Origin of the sequence: Streptomyces sp. NBC_01451 (assembly GCF_036227485.1) — a bacterium.
GTDB lineage: Bacteria > Actinomycetota > Actinomycetes > Streptomycetales > Streptomycetaceae > Streptomyces.
Genome location: NZ_CP109479.1, coordinates 4,811,864 through 4,835,583 on the forward strand (window position 1 = coordinate 4,811,864; position 23,720 = coordinate 4,835,583).

The 23,720-nt window shown below is 72.2% G+C and carries 22 protein-coding genes; 15 read left to right on the forward strand and 7 right to left on the reverse strand.

The annotated features are described in order from the left end of the window. The first annotated feature begins 11 nt into the window (after positions 1-11). Together OG595_RS21130 and OG595_RS21135 are read left to right on the forward strand one after the other, a co-directional pair. Positions 12-908: a hypothetical protein gene (locus OG595_RS21130; protein WP_329274097.1), complete on the forward strand. Its 897-nt coding sequence runs from the start codon at positions 12-14 to the stop codon at positions 906-908. 36 nt (positions 909-944) lie between these two features. Beyond that, positions 945-1,274 carry a rhodanese-like domain-containing protein gene (locus OG595_RS21135; RefSeq protein ID WP_329283081.1) on the forward strand — a complete coding sequence of 110 codons (330 nt, stop codon included), beginning with the start codon at positions 945-947 and terminating at the stop codon, positions 1,272-1,274. A gap of 57 nt (positions 1,275-1,331) precedes the next feature. Here the strand turns inward: OG595_RS21135 and OG595_RS21140 are convergent, their stop codons facing one another. Next, positions 1,332-2,480, reverse strand: coding sequence for an acyl-CoA dehydrogenase family protein (locus OG595_RS21140; RefSeq protein ID WP_329274099.1), 1,149 nt, complete (start codon positions 2,478-2,480; stop codon positions 1,332-1,334). A 312-nt stretch (positions 2,481-2,792) separates the two neighbouring features. Between OG595_RS21140 and OG595_RS21145 the strand changes: the two genes are divergently transcribed. The 3 genes from OG595_RS21145 to OG595_RS21155 are packed head-to-tail and all read left to right on the forward strand — an operon-like array spanning position 2,793 to position 5,658. Next, on the forward strand, positions 2,793-3,572 hold the full coding sequence (locus OG595_RS21145; protein ID WP_329274102.1) for a DUF5819 family protein: 780 nt from the start codon (positions 2,793-2,795) through the stop codon (positions 3,570-3,572). Continuing rightward, complete coding sequence (locus OG595_RS21150) at positions 3,569-4,870, forward strand: HTTM domain-containing protein (RefSeq protein WP_329274104.1); 1,302 nt, start codon at positions 3,569-3,571, stop codon at positions 4,868-4,870. Before OG595_RS21145 ends, OG595_RS21150 begins: the two co-directional genes overlap by 4 nt. Further along, positions 4,867-5,658 (forward strand): TrmH family RNA methyltransferase, encoded by a 792-nt coding sequence (locus tag OG595_RS21155; protein ID WP_329274107.1) that lies wholly within the window; start codon positions 4,867-4,869, stop codon positions 5,656-5,658. The genes OG595_RS21150 and OG595_RS21155 overlap by 4 nt, the downstream gene beginning before the upstream one ends. A 9-nt stretch (positions 5,659-5,667) precedes the next feature. On the opposite strand, the gene paaN is transcribed toward OG595_RS21155, so the two are convergent. Next, positions 5,668-7,374: a phenylacetic acid degradation protein PaaN gene (gene paaN, locus OG595_RS21160; RefSeq protein ID WP_329274110.1), complete on the reverse strand. Its 1,707-nt coding sequence runs from the start codon at positions 7,372-7,374 to the stop codon at positions 5,668-5,670. 183 nt (positions 7,375-7,557) lie between these two features. Between paaN and OG595_RS21165 the strand changes: the two genes are divergently transcribed. Together OG595_RS21165 and OG595_RS21170 are read left to right on the forward strand one after the other, a co-directional pair. Further along, the gene (locus OG595_RS21165; protein WP_329274112.1) at positions 7,558-9,072 is read left to right on the forward strand and encodes a 3-hydroxyacyl-CoA dehydrogenase; all 1,515 of its coding nucleotides are present in this window, start codon (positions 7,558-7,560) and stop codon (positions 9,070-9,072) included. Then, positions 9,069-9,659, forward strand: coding sequence for a TetR/AcrR family transcriptional regulator (locus tag OG595_RS21170; protein WP_329274115.1), 591 nt, complete (start codon positions 9,069-9,071; stop codon positions 9,657-9,659). The genes OG595_RS21165 and OG595_RS21170 overlap by 4 nt, the downstream gene beginning before the upstream one ends. 19 nt (positions 9,660-9,678) lie before the next feature. On the opposite strand, the gene OG595_RS21175 is transcribed toward OG595_RS21170, so the two are convergent. Then, positions 9,679-10,179 carry an Lrp/AsnC family transcriptional regulator gene (locus OG595_RS21175; RefSeq protein ID WP_329274117.1) on the reverse strand — a complete coding sequence of 167 codons (501 nt, stop codon included), beginning with the start codon at positions 10,177-10,179 and terminating at the stop codon, positions 9,679-9,681. A gap of 175 nt (positions 10,180-10,354) precedes the next feature. On the opposite strand from OG595_RS21175, the gene pdhA reads away from it, so the two are divergent. The 6 genes from pdhA to OG595_RS21205 are packed head-to-tail and all read left to right on the forward strand — an operon-like array spanning position 10,355 to position 17,424. After that, positions 10,355-11,488, forward strand: a complete 1,134-nt coding sequence (gene pdhA / locus OG595_RS21180) for a pyruvate dehydrogenase (acetyl-transferring) E1 component subunit alpha (RefSeq protein WP_329274120.1) — start codon at positions 10,355-10,357, stop codon at positions 11,486-11,488. Further along, a complete protein-coding gene (locus OG595_RS21185; RefSeq protein ID WP_329274123.1) occupies positions 11,488-12,492 on the forward strand; it encodes an alpha-ketoacid dehydrogenase subunit beta in 1,005 nt (334 codons plus the stop codon). The genes pdhA and OG595_RS21185 overlap by 1 nt, the downstream gene beginning before the upstream one ends. Further along, a complete protein-coding gene (locus tag OG595_RS21190; protein WP_329274126.1) occupies positions 12,492-13,847 on the forward strand; it encodes a dihydrolipoamide acetyltransferase family protein in 1,356 nt (451 codons plus the stop codon). The genes OG595_RS21185 and OG595_RS21190 overlap by 1 nt, the downstream gene beginning before the upstream one ends. A 55-nt stretch (positions 13,848-13,902) precedes the next feature. Then, positions 13,903-14,829 (forward strand): NTP transferase domain-containing protein, encoded by a 927-nt coding sequence (locus OG595_RS21195; RefSeq protein WP_329274128.1) that lies wholly within the window; start codon positions 13,903-13,905, stop codon positions 14,827-14,829. After that, positions 14,826-16,274, forward strand: coding sequence for a molybdopterin molybdotransferase MoeA (locus tag OG595_RS21200; RefSeq protein ID WP_329274130.1), 1,449 nt, complete (start codon positions 14,826-14,828; stop codon positions 16,272-16,274). Before OG595_RS21195 ends, OG595_RS21200 begins: the two co-directional genes overlap by 4 nt. Positions 16,275-16,317: 43 nt before the next feature. Further along, positions 16,318-17,424 (forward strand): potassium channel family protein, encoded by a 1,107-nt coding sequence (locus OG595_RS21205; protein ID WP_329274132.1) that lies wholly within the window; start codon positions 16,318-16,320, stop codon positions 17,422-17,424. Between the two features lie 37 nt (positions 17,425-17,461). Here the strand turns inward: OG595_RS21205 and OG595_RS21210 are convergent, their stop codons facing one another. Further along, on the reverse strand, positions 17,462-18,310 hold the full coding sequence (locus OG595_RS21210) for an ABC transporter permease (protein ID WP_329274134.1): 849 nt from the start codon (positions 18,308-18,310) through the stop codon (positions 17,462-17,464). Then, positions 18,307-19,359 carry an ATP-binding cassette domain-containing protein gene (locus OG595_RS21215; protein WP_329274137.1) on the reverse strand — a complete coding sequence of 351 codons (1,053 nt, stop codon included), beginning with the start codon at positions 19,357-19,359 and terminating at the stop codon, positions 18,307-18,309. Before OG595_RS21215 ends, OG595_RS21210 begins: the two co-directional genes overlap by 4 nt. A 163-nt stretch (positions 19,360-19,522) precedes the next feature. Between OG595_RS21215 and OG595_RS21220 the strand changes: the two genes are divergently transcribed. Next, a complete protein-coding gene (locus OG595_RS21220; protein ID WP_329274139.1) occupies positions 19,523-20,503 on the forward strand; it encodes an NAD(P)H-quinone oxidoreductase in 981 nt (326 codons plus the stop codon). A gap of 30 nt (positions 20,504-20,533) precedes the next feature. On the opposite strand, the gene OG595_RS21225 is transcribed toward OG595_RS21220, so the two are convergent. After that, a complete protein-coding gene (locus tag OG595_RS21225; protein WP_329274141.1) occupies positions 20,534-20,938 on the reverse strand; it encodes a hypothetical protein in 405 nt (134 codons plus the stop codon). 163 nt (positions 20,939-21,101) lie between these two features. Here OG595_RS21225 and OG595_RS21230 point away from each other — a divergent pair, with 163 nt between their 5' ends. After that, complete coding sequence (locus tag OG595_RS21230; RefSeq protein WP_327696154.1) at positions 21,102-21,644, forward strand: bacterial proteasome activator family protein; 543 nt, start codon at positions 21,102-21,104, stop codon at positions 21,642-21,644. A 92-nt stretch (positions 21,645-21,736) separates the two neighbouring features. On the opposite strand, the gene OG595_RS21235 is transcribed toward OG595_RS21230, so the two are convergent. Further along, entirely contained in the window at positions 21,737-23,440 is a 1,704-nt protein-coding gene (locus tag OG595_RS21235) for a Stk1 family PASTA domain-containing Ser/Thr kinase (RefSeq protein ID WP_329274146.1), read from the reverse strand. Positions 23,441-23,720: the final 280 nt, after the last annotated feature.

The following is a 23,720-nucleotide window of genomic DNA, read 5'->3' on the forward strand; positions in this document are numbered from 1 at the left end:
ACGCTGGGCGGGTGACGACCCCGGAAGCTGAGCAGTCCTCGTCCGTGCCCGAAGCCGAAGGGCCGCGGGAGCGCTCCGACGCGCAGCCGCCGTCCGGCGCGGCCGATCAGGCCGAGGGCGCGGCGGAGGGGCCTCGGCCCGAGGAGCGGTTGGAGCGGGCCGTGCGGGTCGCCGAGCAGGCGCTCATCGAGTACGAGATCGCCGTCGAGACCTTCCGTATCGAGGTCGAGAACTTCTCCCGCCTGCACCACCAGAAGCTCGGGCCGATGTACGCCCGCCTCGACGAGCTGGACGCGGAGATCGCCGAGGCGAAGGCCGCGCGCACCGGCGACCCCGAGGATCTGCGCGCGGCGCGGGAGGCCCGGGCGCAGGTCATGCCGATGCCCGGTGTCGAGGAGCTGTTCCACGGCTGGATGGACTCGGAGGGACTGTTCCCGGAGGCGGCGGCGATGCTCACCGAGCAGCCGGTGCGGCCTCCGCAGCGGGTCCGCCCGAGCGACGAGGCCCGCAAGCTCTACCGCGAGCTGGTCCGCAAGGCCCACCCGGACCTCGCGCAGGACGAGGCGGAGCGGGCGCGGCGCGACGAGTTCATCTCCCGGGTCAACAGTGCCTACGGGCGGGGTGACGAGCCGCTGCTGCGGGAGCTGGCCGAGGAGTGGGCGGCCGGTCCGGTGCCCGCCGAGTGGAAGCCGAGCCACAGCGAGGAGCTCTACGCCCGCCTCGAATGGCTCTCCCAGCGCAAGGAACTGCTCACGCTGGTCGCCAGTGAGCTGGAGGAGGGCGCGATCGGGGCGATGCTGAAGCTCGCTCCGGACGATCCCGACCGTCTCCTCGAGGAGATCGCCGAACAGCTTCTGGCCCAGGTCGCGCAGCGCGAGGAGGAGCTCGCGGCACTGCTCGGGGGCTGACCTGGGTATCGTCGGGGCATGAGTTTCGGATCTGGTGTGCCCACGGTCGAGGTCGCGGACCTCAAGGACGGCGACTTCCTGCTGGACGTCCGTGAGGACGACGAGTGGCAGGCGGGCCACGCCGAGGGTGCGTTGCACATACCCATGAGTGAATTCGTCGCCCGCTACGGCGAGTTGACCGGGGCGGCGCCGCAGGACGGCCGGGTCAACGTGATCTGCCGCTCCGGTGGCCGGTCGGCCCAGGTGACGAACTACCTGGTCCAGCAGGGCATCGACGCGGCGAACGTGGGCGGCGGCATGCAGGTGTGGGAGGCGGCGGGCCGCCCGGTCGTCACCGACGAGGGTGCGCCGGGCTTCGTCGCCTGAACACCGGACACCGGACAGCAGGTGCGCCGGTGGCCGCCGGCGGTCAGCTGTCCGGTGTCAGCCCAGCTGGTGTGCCGCGAGCAGGTCGCCCAGTGCATCCTCGTGGGCCGCCGCCGGGCCGAGCGACAGTTCCAGGTACTTGGCCCAGGCGTGGTAGCGGTGCAGCGGGTAGTCGGTGTCGGCGCCGAAACCGCCGTGCAGGTGCTGCGCGGTCTGCACGACCCTGCGTACCCCCTCCGAGGCCCAGATCTTGGCGACGGCCACGTCCCCGGAGACGGGCAGCGCCCCGGCGGCCCTCGTGCTTGTCCGCCATGCCGCCTGCCACAGCGTGACCTCCATCGCGCGCAGGTCGATGTACCGGTCGGCGGCCTGCACGGCGACGGCCTGGAAGGTGGCCAGCGGATACCCGAACTGCTCCCGCTTGCCGGTGTAGTCGCTGGTCATGCCGAGCACCGCCGTGCCCAGTCCGAGCGCCAGCGCGCAGGTCCCGACGGTCAGCAGATCGCGCAGCCACGGCCAGGCGGCGTCGGCGTCGAGGACGTACCGGTCGGGCAACCGCACGGACTCCAGGCGCAGTTCGCCGAGCCGTTCACCGGAGGTGGATATCTGCTCGGCGAGGGTGACGCCGGCGAGCGGGGCGCCCTCGTGGACGCGGGGGACGAGGGCGAGGACGGTCCGGTCGGCGTTCGTGCGGGCGGGTACGAGGACGAAGTCGGCGTTGTGCGCCCAGGGGACCGCGGTCTGGACTCCGTCGAGGACCCAGAGGTCGCCGTCCCGGCCCGCGGTCACGGCGAGTTCGGCGGGGTCGTGGCCGGTGCGGCCGTGTGCGGCGACGGTGAGGACGAGGTCGCCGGTTCCGGCCCGGCGCAGCACCTCGTCCTTCAACTCGCCCTTCCCGTAGGCCTGTACGGTCGCCGCCGCGGCGCAGCTCTCCAGCAGGGGCACTCTGGCCAGCACCTTCGCGGACTCGCGCAGGACGAGGCACAGGGCGATGGTGTCGAGGCCGGCTCCGCCGAACTCCTCGTCGAGCAGCAGGCTCAGCAGATCCGCACCGGCGAGCCTCTCCCACAGGACCCGGTCGAAGTCGTCGGCCACGGCACCCGCGACGAGCGACGGACTGGGCACCCCGTCCGGAGCGACCCCGCCGAACACCGCCCGGGCCGCCTCGACCGCCGCCTGCTGCTCCTCACTGAACCTGAAGTCCATGGTGCTGTCCTCTCGGCCCGGGGGCGGGTGACCTGACGGGGCGTCAAGATAGAACAGGTTCTAGAAGAAGGGAACGGACGGGACCGGCGGGTGCGTGACGACGACCGATCGTTCGGTCCGTCCGAGTCGATGGTCCGGCGGCGGGCCGTAGGGTGTCAACGGCTGTGGACAACTCCCGGATCCGACCTCCCGGGCGCTGTTCATCGGCCGTGCAGGTGTGCGAAGAGGGCTGCGCCGGGCGGGTGGCTCTGAGTACCGTGCCGGTGCGCACGCCACGGGTGCGGTGGGACCGGTATCGGGAGACGGGGCGGAATGGACGCGTACGAGGCAGGCCCGGACGCCGGGCACGGGCGCGACGAGCCGGGCGGACCAGGCGAGCCCGAGGGCTCCCCCGGTCCCGCAGAGGCGCCCCGCCCGGCACTGGCCGCCCTCTCCCTCCCGTACCAGATCGGCGCCGCCCTGGCCGTCGCGGTCGTCGCCGTCGCCGCGTGTGTCCACCTCGGCATGGTCTTCCTGCACGTCGCGCCCTCGAACACGGTCACCAAGGAGCACACCCGGACGATCGACGACTGGATCTACCCGGAGTTCGAGCAGAACTGGAAGCTCTTCGCCCCCAACCCGCTGCAGCAGAACGTCGCCGTCGAGGTCCGCGCCGATGTCCGTAGCGCGGCCGGCGACGCCCGGACGACCGGCTGGTACGACCTCTCCGCGCTGGACGGCAGAGCCATCGACGGCAATCCGCTGCCGAGCCACACCCAGCAGAACGAACTGCGCCGGGCCTGGGACTTCTTCCTCGCCTCGCACGACGCCCAGAACCGTCCCTCGGGCCTGCGCGGCGCCCTCGCCGAGCAGTACCTGCGCCGCATCGTCGTCCTGCGTCTCGGCCACGAGGACGCGGCCGGCCCCGGCGGCACGATCGACCGCGTCCAGGTCCGCTCCCGCAGTACGAACGTCCGACCACCCGAGTGGAGCCAGGAGCAGGTGCCCGAGACGCCCACGTACCGCGTACTGTCCTGGTGGCCCGTCCCCGACGGCGAGAAGGCCGCCGAGGCGGCGGGCACGGCCGGCGCGACGACGGGGGACGGCTCATGACCCGCCTCGTCCCCGTGGCCGCCCGTTCGCTCGCCCGGTCGGTCTCCCGTGGCATCGGCCGCGTCAGCGAGACCGCCCTGGGCCCCCACCAGACCGCCGTCGTGCGGATCGGTTTCTCCGCGACCTGGCTGCTGTTCCTGCTGCGCGAGTTCCCGCACCGGCAGGAGCTGTACGGCCCCGACGGCCCCTGGAGCTGGGATCTCGCCCAGCAGCTCATCGCGGACAACGGCGCCTTCACGGTCCTGATGTGGTCCAGCAGCCAGTTCTGGTTCGAGCTGGTCTACGTCCTCGCGGTCCTCGCCAGTCTCCTTCTCCTGCTCGGCTGGCGGACCCGCACCATGTCCGTGCTCTTCATGGTCGGTGTGCTCTCGCTCCAGAACCGCAGCATCTTCATGGGCGACGGCGGAGACAACGTCCTGCACCTGATGTCCCTCTACCTGGTGTTCACGCGCTGCGGCCAGGTGTGGTCCCTGGACGCCCGGCGCGCCCGAAAGGCACGCGCACGCGTGGCCCTCGGCGACGACCCCGCCCCCGACCGCGTGGGACCCGTGCTCTGGTGCGTCCTCGGGGTGTTCCTCCTGGGCGGTATCGCGGCCGGCGAGTTCGGCGGCGACCCGCTGGCCCCCCGAATCCTCTGGGGCATGTGGCTGGCACAGGGGGTGTGGTGGGTCGTGGCCCGCCGCGGGCAGGGCGGCGAGGGGCGGATGTTCCTCGACATCGTCGGCAACCTCGTGCACAACGCGGCCCTCTTCGTGATCATGGCCGAGGCCTGTCTGATCTACGCGACGGCCGGCTGGTACAAGATCCAGGGCTCGCGCTGGCAGGACGGCACCGCCGTCTACTACCCGCTCCACCTCGACTACTTCTCCCCGTGGCCCGCGCTCTCCGACCTGATGTCGTCGAGCGGGACGATGGTGATGCTGGTGACGTACGGGACGGTGGCCGTGCAGGTCGCCTTCCCCTTCACGCTCTTCAACCGGCGGGTCAAGAACGTCCTGCTGGCCGTGATGATGACCGAGCACGCCGTGATCGCCGTCGTCCTCGGACTGCCCTTCTTCTCCCTCGCGATGATCGCCGCGGACGCCGTGTTCCTGCCGACGTCCTTCCTGCGCCGCCTCGGCGACGGGGCCACACGCGCGCGGGTGCGCCTTCTCGACCGTCTGCCGGGCAACGCGCGTGCCGTGCCGGACCGGAGGGCCTCTGACACGGCCGAAGTGAGTACGGCCGACGAGAGGGCGGTGGAGGAGACGGCGGCGGACGAGACGGCCGAGCCTCCGCACGTAGGCTTCAACGCATGACGGACGCAGCGGACGCAGCGACGGGGACGGCGATCGACGTGGCGGTAGCCGACTGGCAGCGGCTCGCAGGCGCTTCCGTCCTGCTCGACGGCTTCCACGCCCTCAAGCACGCCGTCCGTTTCGGCGCGCGGATCCCGGTCGCCGTGACGACAGACCGGCGGGCGACCCTGGATCTCGCCGACGAGCTGGCTCCGGACGTACGGGACACCCTGGACGCCCTCCTGACCGAGGTGCCGGAGACGGCGTACACGTCCCTCGTGCCGCGCCCGCACCCCACCGCGGTGGCCGCCCTGGCCGTACGGCCCTCCCGCGCGGCCAACCTGGAGGCGCTCGCGCGCACACCCCGGACCGCGCCCGTCGTCGTCCTCGACAACCCGCGCAACCTCGGCAACGCCGGGGCGGTGATCCGGCTCGCCGCAGGTTTCGGGGCCACCGGGGTCGTCATGACCGGGACCCTCGACCCCTGGCACCCCACCGTCGTACGCGGTGGGGCCGGGCTGCATTTCGCGACCGCCGTCGAGCGACTCACGGTGGCCGAGCTGCCGTCCGGGCCGGTGTTCGCGTTCGACGCGGAGGGCGACGACATCCGGGGGCTGAAGCTCCCGGACGACGCCGTACTCGCCTTCGGCTCCGAGCGCAGCGGGCTGTCGCCCGAACTACGCGCGCGTGCCGACCACCTGGTGTCCCTCCCGATGCGCCCCCAGGTCTCCAGCTACAACCTGGCGACCAGCGTGGCCATGACGCTGTACCACTGGAGCGCCACCGGGGGACGGGCCTTCGAGGCCTGATCGGGTCTCCTAGGCCTGGCGGCGCACCTCCACCACCCGGAACCTGTTCGCCACGAACGCGCCGTCGCACAGGGCCGCGTTCGCCGCCGGGTTGCCGCCCGAGCCGTGGAAGTCGGAGAAGGCGGCCGTCTGGTTGACGTACACCCCACCGGTCAGGTTCAGCGACAGCTGGGCGCACTCCTCCAGGCAGGCCTCCTGGACGGTCTGTTCGAACTCCGGGTCGGTCGTGTACGCGCCGACCGTCATCGCGCCCTTGTCCCGGACGGTCCGCCGCAGCAGTTCCACCGCGTCCTCTGGCGAGTCGACCGCGACGGCGAAGGAGACCGGGCCGAAGGACTCGCTCATGTACGCGGCCTCGGAGTCCGCCCCGTCCCAGTACTTCCGCGTGCCGTCGAGTTTCACGACGACCGGCGTACGGACCACCGCTTCGGGGAAGTCGGGGTTCACGATCTCCCGTGAGGCCAGGGCGACCTCGCCGAGCCCGGCCGCCGCCTCCAGCCGTGCCTTCACGTCGGGGTTGACGATCGCGCCCAGCAGCCCGTTCGCGCGCGCGTCGTCGCCCAGCAGGCCCCCGACAGCCGCGGCGAGGCCGGAGACCACCTCGTCGTACGACTTGTGGCCCTCCTCCGTACGGATGCCGTCGCGGGGGATGAGGAGGTTCTGCGGGGTGGTGCACATCTGGCCGCTGTACAGGGAGAGGGCGAAGGCGAGGTTCGACAGCATGCCCTGGTAGTTGTCGGTCGACTCCACGATCACCGTGTTGACGCCGGCCTTCTCCGTGTAGACCTGCGCCTGGCGGGCGTTGGCCTCCAGCCAGTCGCCGAACGCCGTCGAGCCGGTGTAGTCGATGATCCGGATCTCCGGGCGGGTCGCCAGGGTCTTCGCGATGCCCTCGCCGGGGCGCTCGGCCGCCAGTGCCACCAGGTTCGGGTCGAAGCCGGCCTCCGCCAGGACCTCGCGCGCGATGCCGACCGTCAGTGCGAGCGGCAGTACCGCGCGCGGGTGGGGCTTCACGAGGACCGCGTTGCCCGTGGCCAGGGACGCGAACAGGCCCGGATAGCCGTTCCACGTGGGGAACGTGTTGCAGCCGATGACGAGGGCGATGCCGCGCGGGACCGGCGTGAACTCCTTCGTGAGGGCCAGCGGGTCGCGCTTGCCCTGGGGCTTGCTCCACTCTGCGGTGCCGGGGGTGCGGACCTGCTCCGCGTACGCGTAAGCCACCGCCTCCAGGCCGCGGTCCTGGGCGTGCGGGCCGCCCGCCTGGAACGCCATCATGAAGGCCTGGCCGCTGGTGTGCATGACCGCGTGCGCGAACTCGTGCGTCCGGCCGCTGATCCGCTTGAGGATCTCCAGGCAGACCATCGCGCGCACCTCCGCGCCCGCGTCCCGCCAGGCGCGCTGGCCGGCCTTCATGGCGGGCAGCAGCACGTCGACGTCGGCGTGCGGGTAGGTGACACCCAGCTCGATGCCGTACGGGGACACCTCGCCGCCCACCCAGTCGTCCGTGCCGGGCTGGCCGAGGTCGAGGCGGGTGTTCAGGACGGCGTCGAAGGCGGCCCTGCCCGCGGCCAGGTCCAGACTGCCGTCCTCCCCGTACGCCTTGGGGTGTTCGGGGTGCGGGGACCAGTACGCGCGTGTGCGGATCGCTTCCAGCGCCTGGTCGAGGGTGGACCGGTGCTGGGCGATCAGCTGGTGCGCGGTGAGTTCGGCGGCCATCAGGGACCAACTCCTCGTCTCAAGAGCACTTCGTTGAGCTCATGACCCGGGGCATGACTGGGACATGAACAAGGGCATGACCTGGGCAGAAAAGGCACGACAGAGTTAGAGTAACCGAACGATCGGTCGGGACAAGGGGGTCCGCCGCATCTGTGGACAACGCCGTGCGGGAGGATCACGCACATGACAGCACTCGACCTCAGCAGCCCCGTGGCCGTCGTCGGCACCGGCACCATGGGCCAGGGCATCGCCCAGGTCGCGCTGGTCGCCGGTCACGACGTACGGCTGTTCGATGCCGCGCCAGGGCGGGCCCGGGACGCCGCCGACGCGATCGTCGAGCGCCTCGACCGGCTTGTCGAGAAGGACCGGCTGACGGCGGCCGACCGGGACGCCGCACGGGGCCGGCTGCACGCCGCCGGGAGCCTTTCCGAACTCGCCGACTGCTCCCTCGTCGTCGAGGCCGTCCTCGAACGGCTCGACGTGAAGCAGAAGCTCCTGCGCGACCTGGAGGACGTGGTCGACGACGACTGTCTGCTGGCCACCAACACCTCCTCGCTGTCCGTCACCGCCATCGGGGGCGTCCTGCGCAACCCCGGGCGGTTCGTGGGGCTGCACTTCTTCAACCCGGCGCCGCTGCTGCCCCTCGTGGAGGTCGTCTCCGGGTTCGCCACCGACGTCACCTCGGCCACGCGCGCGTACGAGATGGCCCGCGCCTGGGGCAAGACCCCGGTCGCCTGCGCCGACACCCCCGGCTTCATCGTCAACCGGCTCGCCCGGCCCTTCTACGCGGAGGCCTTCGCGGCGTACGAGGCACAGTCCGCCGACCCCGCCACCATCGACGCGGTGCTGCGCGAGTGCGGCGGGTTCAGGATGGGCGCCTTCGAACTGACCGACCTGATCGGGCAGGACGTCAACGAGGCCGTCACCCACTCCGTGTGGCAGGCCTTCTTCCAGGACGTGCGGTTCACGCCCTCGCTCGCCCAGCGGCGGCTCGTCGAGTCGGGCCGCCTCGGCCGCAAGACCGGGCAGGGCTGGTACGAGTACGGGGACGACGCCGAGCGCGCCGAACCGCACACCGCGGAGCAGGCCCAGGCGCCCGCGTACGTCGTCGCCGAGGGCGACCTGGGCCCCGCGTCCGACCTCCTCGCGCTGATCCGCGAGGCGGGCGTTCCCGTCCGTGAGGACGAGGAGGACCACGGGACCCGGCTGGTACTGCCCGGCGGCGGCCAGCTGGTCCTCGCCGACGGGCAGACCAGCGTCGAGTTCCGTGACGTCGTCTACTTCGACCTCGCCCTCGACTACCGGCGCGCCACCCGCATCGCCCTGTCCGCCTCCCAGGACACCCAGCCGCAGACCCTCTCCGAGGCCATCGGCCTGTTCCAGGCGCTCGGCAAGGACGTCAGCGTCCTCGGCGACACCCCCGGCATGATCGTCGCCCGTACGGTGGCCAGGATCGTCGACCTCGCGCACGACGCCGTCGCCAAGGGCGTCGCCACCGAGGAGGACGTCGACACGGCGATGCGTCTGGGCGTCAACTACCCGCTCGGGCCCTTCGAATGGAGCCGCAGGCTCGGCCGGAGCTGGGCCCACGAGATCCTCGACGAACTGCACCAGCGCGACCCGAGCGGACGGTACGCGCCGTCCCTCGCGCTCTACCGCCACGCGTACGCCACCGACAAGCGGGAGGGCACCCCATGACCACCGCCAAGCGCGACACGTACACCCCGACGACGCTGCTCCAGGTCGCCGTCCAGGTGTTCAACGAGCGCGGTTACGACGGCACCTCCATGGAGCACCTCTCCAGGGCCGCGGGCATCTCCAAGTCGTCGATCTACCACCACGTCACCGGCAAGGAGGAGCTGCTGCGCCTGGCCGTCAGCCGGGCGCTGGACGGCCTCTTCGGGATCCTCGACGAGGAGCACGCGCGCGTGGGGACCGCCGCCGGGCGCCTGGAGTACGTCGTACGGCGCATGGTCGAGGTGCTCATCGCCGAACTGCCGTACGTGACGCTGCTGCTGCGGATGCGCGGCAACACCGACACCGAGCGCAGGGCGCTGGAGCGGCGCCGGGACTTCGACCACCGGGTCGCCGACCTGCTCAAGGCCGCCGCCGCCGAGGGGGACATCCGCGGTGACGTGGAGGTGCGGCTCGCGACGCGGCTCGTCTTCGGGATGATCAACTCGGTCGTGGAGTGGTACCGGCCCGACGGACGCGGGATGGGCGAGCGCGAGGTCTCCGACGCGGTGGTGCGGCTGGTCTTCGGGGGGCTGCGCAACCCGGAGTGAGCCGCCCGGCGGCGGTGCCTCAGGCCTCCGGTCCCAGGTCCTCCTCCTCGAACACCAGCAGTGTGCGGGTGCTGAGCACCTCCGGGATCGCCTGGAGGCGCATCAGGACCAGCTCGCGCAGTGCCTTGTTGTCGGGGGTGTGGACCAGCAGGAGCACGTCGAAGTCGCCGCCCACCAGGGCGATGTGGTCGGCGCCGGGGAGCTGTCGCAGCTGCTCGCGGACCGTCCGCCAGGAGTTCTGGACGATCTTCAGGGTGATGTACGCCGACGTGCCCTGTCCGGCGCGTTCGTGGTCCACGCGGGCACCGAAGCCGCGGATCACGCCGTCCTCGATGAGGCGGTTGATGCGCGCGTAGGCGTTGGCCCGCGAAACGTGCACGCTTTCGGCCACGGAACGGATCGAGGCGCGGCCGTCCGCCTGGAGCATCTGCAGGATGGCCTGATCAATGGCGTCCAGCGGACGGGGCGGCGGCGGGGTGCCGCCGCCTTCCGCGCGTTCGGCCATTTGTTCAGGTGCCATGTCCCCCCGCCTCCCTGTCATGGACGTACTGCGTCCATCTCAGGCTGTGGAGAACCGTTTGTCCACAGCCTGAAGGTGCCTGTAGCCAAAATGTGCCGACGACCGAACAATCGGTAGGTGAGGCGAGTCACATCCGTGGCGCGCCCTGAGCCGTCTCCCATGAGGAGGTGCCGTCATGACGGTCATGGAGCAGCGGGGCGCATACCGGCCCACGCCGCCGCCCGCCTGGCAGCCCCGTACCGACCCCGCGCCGCTGCTGCCCGACGCGGCTCCGTACCGCGTCCTCGGCACCGAGGCGGCGGCGCAGGCGGATCCCGGGCTGCTGCGGCGGCTGTACGCGCAGTTGGTGCGCGGGCGCCGGTACAACGTGCAGGCCACCGCCCTCACCAAGCAGGGCCGGCTCGCCGTGTACCCCTCCAGCGTCGGCCAGGAGGCCTGCGAGGTGGCCGCCGCGCTCGTCCTGGAGGACCGCGACTGGCTCTTCCCCAGCTACCGGGACACGCTCGCCGTGGTCGCCCGGGGCGTGGACCCCGTACAGGCGCTGACGCTGCTGCGCGGCGACTGGCACACCGGGTACAACCCGCGCGAGCACCGGGTGGCGCCCCTGTGCACCCCCCTCGCGACTCAGCTGCCGCACGCCGTGGGGCTCGCGCACGCCGCCCGGCTCAAGGGCGACGACGTGGTCGCGCTGGCCATGGTCGGCGACGGCGGCACCAGCGAGGGCGACTTCCACGAGGCGCTGAACTTCGCCGCCGTGTGGCAGGCGCCGGTCGTCTTCCTGGTCCAGAACAACGGCTTCGCGATCTCCGTGCCGCTCGCCAAGCAGACCGCCGCCCCGTCGCTGGCCCACAAGGCCGTCGGCTACGGGATGCCGGGCCGCCTGGTCGACGGCAACGACGCGGTCGCCATGTACGACGTGCTGAGCGACGCCGTACGCCACGCGCGCGCGGGTGGTGGTCCCACGCTCGTCGAGGCGGTGACCTACCGCGTGGAGGCGCACACCAACGCCGACGACGACAAGCGCTACCGGGCCGACTCCGAGGTCACCGCCTGGCGCGAGCACGACCCGATCGACCTCCTGGAACAGGAGCTCACCGCGCGCGGACTGCTCGACGAGGACGGCATCAGGGCCGCGCGCGAGGACGCCGAGACGCTCGCCGCCGACCTGCGCGCCCGGATGAACCAGGACCCGGCGCTCGACCCCATGGACCTGTTCGCCCAGGTGTACGCCGAACCCACCCCCCAACTGCGCGAGCAGCGGGCCCAGTTGCGGGCCGAGCTCGCGGCCGAGGCGGAGGGGACGCACTGATGACCACCGTCGCCCTCAAGCCCGCCACCATGGCGCAGGCCCTCACGCGCGCGATGCGCGACGCCATGGCCACCGACCCCGCCGTGCACGTCATGGGTGAGGACGTCGGCACCCTCGGCGGAGTCTTCCGGGTCACCGACGGGCTCGCCAAGGAGTTCGGCGAGGACCGCTGCACGGACACCCCGCTCGCCGAGGCGGGCATCCTCGGGGCGGCCGTCGGCATGGCCATGTACGGTCTGCGGCCGGTCGTGGAGATGCAGTTCGACGCGTTCGCCTACCCCGCGTTCGAGCAGCTGATCTCGCACGTCTCCCGGATGCGCAACCGCACGCGCGGGGCCATGCCCCTGCCGATCACCGTCCGCGTGCCCTACGGCGGCGGCATCGGCGGCGTCGAACACCACAGCGACTCCTCCGAGGCGTACTACATGGCGACCCCGGGACTCCACGTCGTCACACCCGCCACGGTCGCCGACGCGTACGGCCTGCTGCGGGCCGCCATCGCCTCCGACGACCCGGTGGTCTTCCTGGAACCCAAGCGCCTGTACTGGTCGAAGGACTCCTGGAACCCCGACGAGCCGCCGGCCGTTGAACCGATCGGACGCGCGGTGGTGCGGCGCCCGGGCCGCAGCGCCACGCTCATCACGTACGGGCCGTCCCTGCCCGTCTGCCTGGAGGCGGCGCGGGCGGCGGAATCGGAGGGCTGGGACCTGGAGGTCGTCGACCTGCGTTCCCTGGTCCCGTTCGACGACGAGACGGTGTGCGCCTCGGTACGGCGGACCGGGCGGGCCCTCGTCGTGCACGAGTCGGGCGGCTACGGCGGCCCGGGCGGGGAGATCGCGGCCCGCGTCACGGAGCGCTGCTTCCACCACCTGGAGGCGCCGGTCCTGCGCGTCGCCGGGTTCGACATCCCGTACCCGCCGCCGATGCTGGAACGGCACCACCTGCCCGGTGTCGACCGTGTGCTGGACGCCGTGGGACGGCTGCAGTGGGAGGCGGAACGCTGATGGCACAGGTACTGGAGTTCAGGCTCCCCGACCTCGGCGAGGGACTCACCGAGGCGCTGATCGTGCGCTGGCTGGTCGAGGTCGGCGAGGTCGTCGCCGTCGACCAGCCGGTCGTCGAGGTCGAGACGGCCAAGGCGATGGTCGACGTGCCGTGTCCCTACGGGGGTGTCGTCACCGCCCGCTTCGGCGAGGAGGGCACCGAACTCCCCGTCGGGTCACCCCTGGTGACGGTGGCCGTCGGGACACCGGCCCACCCCGACCCCGCCGACGACCCCGCCGAGGGCTCCGGGAACGTGCTCGTGGGATACGGCACCTCCGAGGCACCCGCCCGGCGACGGAGGGTACGGCGGGAACAGGCGGCGCCCGCCGCTCCGGTGCCGCTCAAGGACACGGCAGCACAGGACACGGCAGTACAGGCCCCCGCCCCGGCCCGGGTCGACGGCCCCGTTGCGGTCATCTCGCCGCTCGTGCGCAGGCTCGCCCGCGAGAACGGCCTGGATCTGCGCGAGTTGGCCGGTTCCGGGCCCGACGGACTGATCCTGCGCGCCGACGTGGAGCGTGCCCTGCTCGCCGGTGCCGCGCGAACCGAGTCCCCGGCCCCGCCCGCGACCCCGGTGCCGGCCGCGAGCCCGGTGCCTGTCGCACACCCCGCCGCCGCCTCCGCCGAAGGTACGCGCGTCCCCCTCAAGGGCATCCGCGGCGCCGTCGCCGACAAGCTCTCCCGCAGCCGGCGCGAGATCCCGGACGCGACCTGCTGGGTGGACGCCGACGCGACGGAACTGATGCGCACGCGCGTGTGGATGAACGCGGGCGGCGGCCCGAAGATCTCCCTTCTCGCCCTGCTCGCCCGTATCTGCACCACCGCCCTGGCCCGGTACCCCGAGCTGAACTCCACGGTCGACCTGGAGGCCAGGGAGATCGTCCGGCTCGACCGCGTCCACCTCGGCTTCGCCGCCCAGACCGAACGCGGGCTCGTCGTCCCCGTCGTACGGGACGCCCACACCAGGAACGCCGAATCGCTCAGCGCGGAGATCGCGCGCCTGACCGAGGCGGCCCGGACCGGCACCCTCACCCCCGCCGAACTCACCGGCGGGACCTTCACGCTGAACAACTACGGCGTGTTCGGCGTCGACGGCTCCACGCCGATCCTCAACCACCCCGAGGCGGCCATGCTCGGCGTCGGCCGGATCGTCCCCAAGCCGTGGGTGCACGAGGGCGAACTGGCGGTGCGCCAAGTCGTCCAGCTGTCGTTCACCTTCGACCACCGGGTGTGCGACGGCGGTACGGCGGGCGGTTTCCTGCGCTATGTGGCGGACTGTGTCGAACAGCCGGCGGTGCTGCTGCGCACACTGTGATCAGGGTGTCGCGCGCCCGTTCCCTGTGATCAGCGCGCGACCGCATACTCGGAGGGTGACCGCCCACGAGCCCCAGCCCCCAGGGACCCCCGGCGCCGACGGCTACGACGCCGTCGTGCTCGCGGGCGGGGCGGCCCGGCGGCTCGGCGGCGCCGACAAGCCCCGCGTGCGGGTGGGCGGGCGCGCGCTGCTCGACCGGGTGCTCGCCGCCTGCGCCGACGCCGTCACCACCGTGGTCGTGGCAGGCCCCCGGCCCACCGCACGGCCCGTCACCTGGGCCCACGAGGACCCGCCGGGCGGCGGACCCGTCGCCGCCCTCGACGCGGGCCTGCGGCACACCGGCGCCGAGCACGTCGTCGTACTCTCCGCCGACCTTCCGTTCCTCGGAGCGGCGACGGTACGGCGGCTCCTCGACATCCTGCGGACGAGCGGCGCCGAGGGCGCGCTGCTCACCGACCCCGGCGGGCGGGACCAGCCCCTCGTGGCCGCGTACCGGGTGTCCGCGCTGCGCCGGGAACTGGACACGCTCGCCCTCGAGAACGGTGGCCTCACCGGCCTGCCGCTGCGCCGGCTGACCGCCGCGCTGGAACTCACCCGAGTGTCCGATCCCGTCGCGTCCTTCGACTGCGACACCTGGGACGACATCGCCGCCGCCAGAGCACGCATCAGGGAGCATGGGCACGTGTTGGACGAATGGATTTCCGCAGCCAAGGACGAACTGGGCATCGACCTGGACGTCGACACCGACCTCCTCCTGGACCTCGCCCGAGACGCCGCGCACGGAGTGGCCAGGCCGGCCGCCCCCCTGACGACGTTCCTCGTCGGGTACGCGGCGGGCCGGGCCGGGGGAGGCCCGGAGGCGGTCGCCGAGGCCACCCGCAAGGCCGTGGCCCTGGCGCTGCGCTGGGCCGAGGAGGCATCGGCCGCCGACGCCGGGCCCGGCACGGGCAAGGTCTCCGACAGCCGCCCGGACGCCGGATGACCGCCCGCAGCGACCTGGACGACCTCGGCGCCGAGGAGGCGCTCGCCCTCGTGAACGAAGGCAACGGCAGCGGCAGGCGGGGCGACGGGCCGGCTCCCGCGGGCTCCGCGGTACCGGCCCCCTCCGGAGAGGGCGTCTACGACGTGGACGCCGACACCGGTTCCGGCACCGATGCCGATCCTGGCAGGACCGGTACCGACCCGGCCGGCAGCTCCACCCCCGCCCCCGAGCGACCCCGGGCCACCCCGTGGCCCCGGGCCCGCGCCATCGCCGAGCGCGCCGCCCGCCAGGTCCCCCGTAACGCCTCGGCTCCCGTCTCCGTGCCCCTCGACGCCGCTCTCGGCCTGGTCCTCGCCGCTCCCCTCGCGGCCCTCACCGACCTCCCCTCCTTCGACACGTCCGCGATGGACGGCTGGGCGGTGGCCGGCCCCGGACCCTGGGCCGTGCGCGAGGCAGGTGTCCTCGCCGGGCACGCGCAGCCCGAGCCGCTCACCGACGGCACCGCGGTACGGATCGCGACGGGCGCCCGTATCCCGCACGACACGACCGCCGTCCTGCGCAGCGAGCACGGCCGCACCGACGACAAGGGCCGGCTGCACGCCACCCGGGACATGAGCCACGGCCAGGACATCCGTCCGCGCGGCCAGGAGTGCCGCTCCGGCGACCAGCTGCTGCCGAGCGGCACCTTCGTGACCCCGGCCGTACTCGGACTCGCGGCAGCCGCCGGGTACGACACCCTCGCCGCGATCCCCCGGCCCCGGGCCGAAGTCCTCGTCCTGGGCGACGAGTTGCTCACCGAGGGACTGCCGCGTGACGGCCTCATCCGGGACGCGCTCGGCCCGATGCTGCCGCCCTGGCTGCGCTCGCTCGGCGCCGACGTCATCGCCGTACGCAGGCTCGGGGACGACGCCGAGGCGCTCTACGCGGCACTGAGGAACTCCCCCGCCGAGATCGTCGTCACGACCGGGGGCACCGCCGCCGGACCCGTCGACCACGTCCACCCCACCCTCCGCCGCCTCGGCGCCGAACTGCTGGTGAACGGCGTCCAGGTGCGGCCCGGCCACCCCATGCTGCTGGCCCGGCTGAAGGGGAACCAGCACCTGGTCGGGCTGCCCGGCAACCCGCTGGCCGCCGTCTCCGGGCTGCTCACCCTCGCCGAGCCGCTGCTGCGGACCCTCGCGGGACGGGCGGCGCCCGATCCGTACACGCTGCCCCTCAAGGACGAGGTGCACGGGCACCCGCACGACACCCGACTCGTCCCCGTCGTCCTGCGCGGCGACCGGGCCGTGCCGCTGCACTACAACGGGCCGGCCATGCTGCGCGGTATCGCGGCGGCCGAGGCCCTCGCTGTCGTACCGCCGGGCGGCGCACGGGCCGGGCAGGAACTGGAACTGCTCGATCTGCCCTGGGCTGCGGCCACGGAAGCCGGGGAGTGTTTCACGTGAAACATTCGGAGCTGCACGGCACCCGACTCAGCGTCGATGGAGGATGTTTCACGTGAAACTGCCGGGTCATGACGCCATCGCCCGCCAGGCGGACGAGCATCTGGCGACCTATCGGGTGAAACTTCCCCGGACCGTGGTGGAGCGGCCGATCCGGCAGGTCGGCAAACGCGTCGCCATGGCTCTGCTGGTGCTGGTCGGTACCGCACTCATCGTCTACGTCGACCACGACGGCTACAGCGACAACGCCGACGGTTCCGTCGGCCTGCTCGACGCCTTCTACTACGCCACCGTCACCCTCTCCACCACCGGATACGGCGACATCGCGCCCGTCAGCGACGCCGCCCGGTACACCAACATCTTCGTCATCACCCCGCTGCGCGTGCTCTTCCTGATCATCCTGGTCGGCACGACTCTCGAAGTCCTCACGGAACGCACACGTGAGGAGTGGCGGCAGAACCGCTGGAGGGCGGCCTTGCGGGAGCACACCGTTGTCATCGGGTTCGGGACCAAGGGGCGGTCGGCCGTGCAGACCGTCTGTGTCACCGGGCTGAAGAAGGAACAGGTCGTCGTCGTCGACCCCAGTTCCAAGGCCGTGGACGCGGCCACCGCCGAGGGGTACGCCGGAGTGGTCGGCGACGCCACCCGCAGCGACGTACTGCTGCGGGCCGAGGTGCAGAAGGCGCGGCAGATCATCATCGCCACCCAGCGAGACGACACGGCGGTGCTCGTCACCCTCACGGCCCGGCAGCTCAACCGCACGGCGAAGATCGTGGTCGCCGTGCGCGAGGAGGAGAACGCGCCGCTGCTCAAGCAGTCCGGCGCCGACGCCGTCATCACGAGCGCGAGCGCGGCCGGTCGCCTGCTCGGGCTGTCGGTGCTCAGCCCCGCCGCCGGCATGGTCATGGAGGACCTCATTCAGCAGGGCAGCGGCCTCGACATCGTCGAGCGGCCGGTCATAAAGGCCGAGGTGGGCAAGGGGCCGCGCGAGACGGACGACCTGGTCGTGAGCGTCGTACGCGGGCATCGCGTACTGGGCTACGACGACCCGTCGATCGGGCAGCTCCAGGTGGCCGACCGGCTCATCACCATCGTGCGGGCGACGCCGGGCGCGCATGTGGCGCCCGACGCCCGTCCGATCCGCGACCACTGAACCCGTCGAACCCGGCGAGCCCGTATCGCCTCGCTGACTACTTGCGGTTGTAGAGCCGCATCGTCACGGGCCCGAAGACCAGCACCAGCAGGCCCGCCCACCCCAGCGACCAGGCGATCTCTGCGGTCGGCCACTCGCCGGCCATCAGCTCCCGTACCGCCGACGACACATGGGTGATCGGGCTGTTGTTGACGAAGGCCTGGAGCCAGCCGGGCATGGTGCGCGGGTCGACGAAGACGTTCGACAGGAAGGTCAGCGGGAAGATCACCATCATGCTGACGCCCATCACCGACTTCTCCGTGCGCAGCAGCAGCCCGAACATCGTCCAGATCCACGAGAAGGCGAAGGAGAAGACCAGAAGGAGGGCGATACCGGCGGCCACGCCCACCACTCCGCCGTCCGGGCGGTAGCCCAGGATGACGCCGACCGTCAGCATCACCACGGACGCCATGGTGTAGCGCAGGGCATCGCCGAGGAGATAGCCGACCATCACCGCCGGCCGCCAGATCGGCAGCGTCCGGAAGCGGTCGAAGACGCCCTTCTCGATGTCCGTGTTGACCGAGACGCCCGTGTACATCGTGATCATCACGACCGACATCACCAGGATGCCCGGCAGCAGGAACTGGATGTACTCGCGCGGGGAGCCCGCCAGCGCGCCCCCGAACAGGTACGTGTACATCAGCACCATCATGATCGGGAACGCGGTGACGTCGAAGAGCTGCTCCGGGACGTGCTTGATCTTGAGGATCGCGCGCCAGCCGAAGGTGAGGGACGCCGAGAGCGCGCTGGGGCGCGGTGGCCGGTCCCTGGTGATGAGCAGCGCGGCGAGCGACTCGGCGCTGACGGGGGCGAGTTCCTTCTCGGTGGTGGTGGTCGCGGTGCTCATGCCGCAGCCTCGCCTTCGGTGGAGCCGGCCGGGGCGTCGGCTCGGGTGTCGGCCTGGGTGTCGTGTCCGGTCAGGGCGAGGAACACCTCGTCCAGGCTGGGCTGTCCCAGGGAGAAGTTGTCGACGGTGATGCCACGGCGGGCCAGTTCGGCGAGCGCGCGGGCCGCCTGCTCGGCCGCGTTGTCACCGGTCGACGACCCGACGCGGGCCGTGAGCGCCACCGGGTCGGGCTCGCGTTGCACGGTCGCGTCGAGGGCGAGCCGCAGCACCCCCTCCGCCTCGGGCCGCTGGGCGGGATCGCGCAGCCGTAGATGGACGGACCCGGCGCCGACGGACGCCTTCAGCTCGCCCTTCGTGCCCTCCGCGATCACCCTGCCCTTGTCGATGACGGCGATCCGGGACGCCAGCTGGTCGGCCTCGTCCAGGTACTGCGTGGTCAGCAGCACGGTCGTGCCCTGGGCGACCACCGCGCGCACGATGTCCCACACCTGGTTGCGGCTGCGCGGGTCGAGGCCGGTCGTCGGCTCGTCGAGGAACAGCAGGTCGGGGGTGTTGAGGATGGAAGCGGCGATGTCGATACGCCGCCGCATGCCGCCCGAGTAGTGCTTGACCTGCTTCGCCGCCGCCTCCGTCAGCCCGAAGGCCTCCAGGAGCTGGGCGGCACGCTCGCGGGCGGTCCGCTTGTGGTGGCCGAGGAGCCGGCCGAGCAGCACCAGGTTCTCGGTGCCGGTGAGGTCCTCGTCCACGGACGCGTACTGGCCGGTGAGGCTCACCCTGCCGCGTACCGTGTCGGCCTCGCGCACCACGTCGTGGCCGAAGACGTGGGCCTCGCCGCCGTCCGGCCTGAGCAGGGTGGCGAGCATCTTGACGGTGGTCGTCTTCCCGGCGCCGTTCGGCCCGAGGACCCCGTAGACCGTGCCGGTGGGCACGGCGAGGTCGACGCCGTCGACGGCCCGGGTCTCGCCGAACGTCTTCACCAGCCCCGCGGTCTCGATGGCGAGGTCGGGCGCCTCGGCCGCCCGGCCCGCCCTGGCTGCCTGTGGGCTCATGATTCGGGTCCTTCCGGAGTCCTTGTGCGTACGGGGTGACGCAGAGGGAGACCGCCGGCCGGCCGGAAACTCATCGCTCGCGCGACCGCACGTCTGTCCACGGTCTCTCCCCCGGACCCGGACCGCACCTCGTTTTCGCCGGAACGAGGGGTAGCGTCCCCTCATGCATGCGATCACGATTCCCGAACCCGGAGGGCCCGAGGCGCTGGTGTGGGCCGAGGTCCCCGATCCCGTGCCCGGTGAGGGCGAGGTGCTGGTCGAGGTGGTGGCCGGCGCCGTAAACCGTGCCGACATCCTGCAACGCCAGGGCTTCTACAACCCACCGCCCGGCGCCTCCCCGTACCCCGGTCTGGAGTGCTCCGGCCGGATCGCCGAGCTCGGGCCGGGAGTCTCCGGCTGGTCCGTCGGCGACGAGGTGTGCGCACTGCTCGCGGGCGGCGGCTACGCGACGAAGGTCGCCGTCCCGGCCGGGCAACTGCTGCCCGTGCCCGAGGGCATCGACCTGAAGCGGGCGGCGGCGCTGCCCGAGGTGGCCTGCACCGTCTGGTCGAACGTCTTCATGGTCTCCCACCTCCGCCCCGGTGAGACCTTCCTCGTGCACGGCGGCTCCAGCGGCATCGGCACCATGGCCATCCAGCTCGCCAAGGCGGTCGGCGCCAGGGTCGCCGTGACGGCCGGGACGAAGGAGAAGCTCGACCAGTGCGCCGAGCTGGGCGCCGACATCCTCGTCAACTACCGGGAGCAGGACTTCGTCGAGGAGCTCAAGCAGGCCACCGACGGTGCCGGCGCCGACGTCATCCTCGACAACATGGGCGCCAAGTACCTGGACCGCAACGTCCGCGCCCTCGCCGTCAACGGACGGCTCGCGATCATCGGCATGCAGGGCGGAGTCAAGGCCGAGCTGAACATCGGCGCGCTCCTCACCAAGCGGGCCGCGATCAGCGCGACCTCGCTGCGTGCCCGCCCGCTCGCCGAGAAGACGGCGATCGTGGCCGCCGTGCGCGAGCACGTCTGGCCGCTGCTCGCCGCCGGTCAGGTCCGGCCGGTCGTCGACCGCGAGTTCCCGATGAGCGACGCGGCGGCGGCCCACCGGCTCGTGGAGGAGAGCGCGCACGTCGGGAAGGTGCTGCTGGTCGTCCCGTAGCGGGATGTCCTCGCCGGTCACGCCCGCCGGTCACGTCCGCCGTACGCGCAGCCGCAGCGTCAGGAGGGCGAGGCCCAGGCCGGAGCCGATCAGGACCAGCCCGCCGCCGAGCGGCAGTATCCGCAGCACCGGGCCGGAGACCGTGCCGGGCAGGGCGTCGGCGTCCCGCGGCCCGTCCGGGACCGAGGCGGGCACGGGGGCGAGCACGGCCTCCTCGTACGTCGTCTCGTCGGGCGGCGCGGACTCCCGCCGCCCGGGACGCTCCCGCCCCTCACCCGCCGGGCTCCCGGCCCGGGAGGCGTCGGGGGCGGGCCGGGCGACGTACGGGACGCGGTCGTACGGCGGTGCCGTGCCGTACGGGGAAGCGGCGAGCGTGGGGGCCGCCAGGGCGAGCAGGATGCCGCAGGTACGCAGGGTGCGGAGCCGTGGAGTCATGTTGCTGGCCTCCTCCCGCTGCGGAGTCGCCGGTCGGCCTCGCCCGTCACCGGGGTTCGACGGGACCAGCGTCACACGCGCCCGTCCGTCCGGCATCCCGGACGCGGAGAGCGGGGCCGGACCCACCGGCCGCAGCCGCCACCTGGTGCGAGACAATGACGGAATGGAGATGCCGAGGAACGAAAGGTCGCCGGAGAACCCCCAGATCCTGGTCGTTGGCCAGGACGGGATGGCTCTCGGCGGCGGCGGTGACGACGACTCCCGAGAGATCCCGGTGACGGACATGGTGGAGCAGCCCGCCAAGGTCATGAGGATCGGCAGCATGATCAAGCAGCTGCTGGAGGAGGTGCGCGCGGCTCCTCTCGACGAGGCGAGCCGGGTCCGGCTCAAGAGGATCCACGCCAGCTCGGTGAAGGAGCTGGAGGACGGTCTCGCGCCCGAGCTGGTCGACGAACTGGAGCGCCTGTCGCTGCCGTTCACGGACGAGGCGATCCCCAGCGACGCCGAACTGCGGATCGCGCAGGCCCAGTTGGTGGGCTGGCTGGAGGGCCTCTTCCACGGGATCCAGACCGCCCTGTTCGCCCAGCAGATGGCCGCGCGGGCCCAGCTGGAGCAGATGCGCCGCGCGCTGCCGCCGGGGGTGGGTGGCCACGAGGGCGATGACGACCCGCGTACCGGCGGACGTACGGGCGGGCCGTACCTCTAGTCTCCTGCGTCAGTCCGGCCCAGATCTCATGGAGCGGGGCCCGGTGGCCGACCGACCGGCTGCCGGGCCCCGCTCCATGAACGACCGCCCGGTCAGGACGGGTAGCCCGTCGATACGCTCAGTTCGATCACCGGCATGTTCTCCGGGTCGGCGTCCGCGCCCGCGGAGGGGAACTGGTCCGTGACCTGGTCCTTGCCGAACGTGTTCTCGTTGATCCGCGTGACCTTCATCCGCCAGCCGGCCGCCTGGAAACAGAGCTTGACCGAGGTCAGGTCCTTGTAGCGGAAGTCGGGCAGCCGGATCTTGTCCGGGTCGGTGTACGACTCCGGCGCTTCCGCGCACTCGTCCGCGTCGATCTTCTTGCTCAGGTCCGGCCCCTTGTAGCCCGATCCCGATCCTGTCCCCGTCCCCGTCGTCTGCGACGCCGAGGCGCTCGGGGTGCTGCCGGTGCCGGTCCCGCCGCCGTTGTCGCTGTCGTCCCCGCCCAGCTTCAGGGCCAGGAGCAGCCCGCCGACGGCGACGAGGGACACGACGATCGAGCCCACGATCACCGGGGTGTTGCTCTTCCGTCCGCCTCCGGAGGAGGAGAAGGACGTTGCCGCGGGCGCGGGCGAGTAGGCGGCCGGGGGAGTGTGCTGCGGCACGTACGCGCCGGGCGTCTGGTACGCGGCCTGCTGCGGATAGCCGTACGCCGGAGCCGGTGTCTGCGGGGGCGTGTGCGGAGGTGCGTACGCCGGGGGCGGAGTGGTGGTGCCGTACGGGTTCGCGTGCTGCGGGTGCGGGGTCGGCTGGTACGGGGTCCGTACGGAGCCGGGCGGGGCCGGGGTCGCCTGGTCTACCGGCGGGAACACGGCGGAGGCGACGCCCGTGCCGCTCTGCGCCGGGGTGCCCGGGACGATGTTCGGGGCGGCCGGGTGGAGGGACGCGGCCACACGCAGGCACTCGTCGCGCATGGCGACGGCGCTCGGGAAACGCTCGTTCGGGTTCTTCTTCAACGCGCGGGCGACGAGCGCGTCCACCGCCGGGGGCAGCGCGCTGTTGACCGACGAGGGGGCGACCGGCTCCTCCTGGACGTGCGCGTACGCGATCGCAAGCGGTGAGTCGGCGTTGAACGGCAGCCGTCCGGTGACCAGCTGGAACAGCATGATGCCGACCGAGTAGAGGTCGGAGCGGGCGTCCACGGCCCGGCCCAGCGCCTGCTCGGGCGAGAGGTACTGGGGGGTGCCGACGACCATGCCGGTCTGTGTCATCGACGTGACGCCCGACTGCATGGCGCGGGCGATGCCGAAGTCCATGACCTTGACGACTCCGCGCTTGGTCGTCATCACGTTGCCCGGCTTGATGTCCCGGTGGACCAGGCCCATCTCGTGGCTGATCTCCAGGGCCGCCAGCACGTCCGCGGTGATCTTCAGCGCCTTGTCGGCGGGCATCGCCCCGAACTGCCGTACGTCCGCGTCGAGAACGGAGCCGAGCGGCTGCCCCTCGACGTACTCCATGACGATGTAAGGGGTCGTCGTTCCCGCCACGTCGTCCTCGCCGGTGTCGAAGACCGAGACGATGTTCGTGTGCGTGAGCTTGGCCACGGCCTGGGCCTCGCGGCGGAACCGCTCGCGGAAGGCCTGCTCACGGCCCAGTTCGGTGTGCAGTGTCTTGATCGCGACCTGCCGGTCCAGGACCGAGTCGTACGCGAGGTGCACCGAGGCCATGCCGCCCTCGCCGAGCAGATCGCGCAGCTGGTAGCGGCCGCCGGCGAGCGCCTGCCCCGCGTACCGGCCGTGTGCGCCGTCCTGGCTCATGTCTCCGCGTCCCCCGAACTTCTCCACAGCCACACGTGATCGACCGGCTGATTCCGGGCCAAGTCTGCCGGAGGGCACTGACACGTCAAGCGCGGTGCCCGTTCCGTGACCGTACGGGAGGGAAGCGTCGCGGAAGCGTTACAGGGGCTGTACGGACGCGCAGGGGATTTGCACGCCGATACCCGCAACGGGTTTGATAACCGGTCCGCCCGGGACTCGTACCCGGGTTCCTCCCGGAGCTCTTCCGGGATCGCCTCCCGGCTCGGAGGCTTGCGTGGAG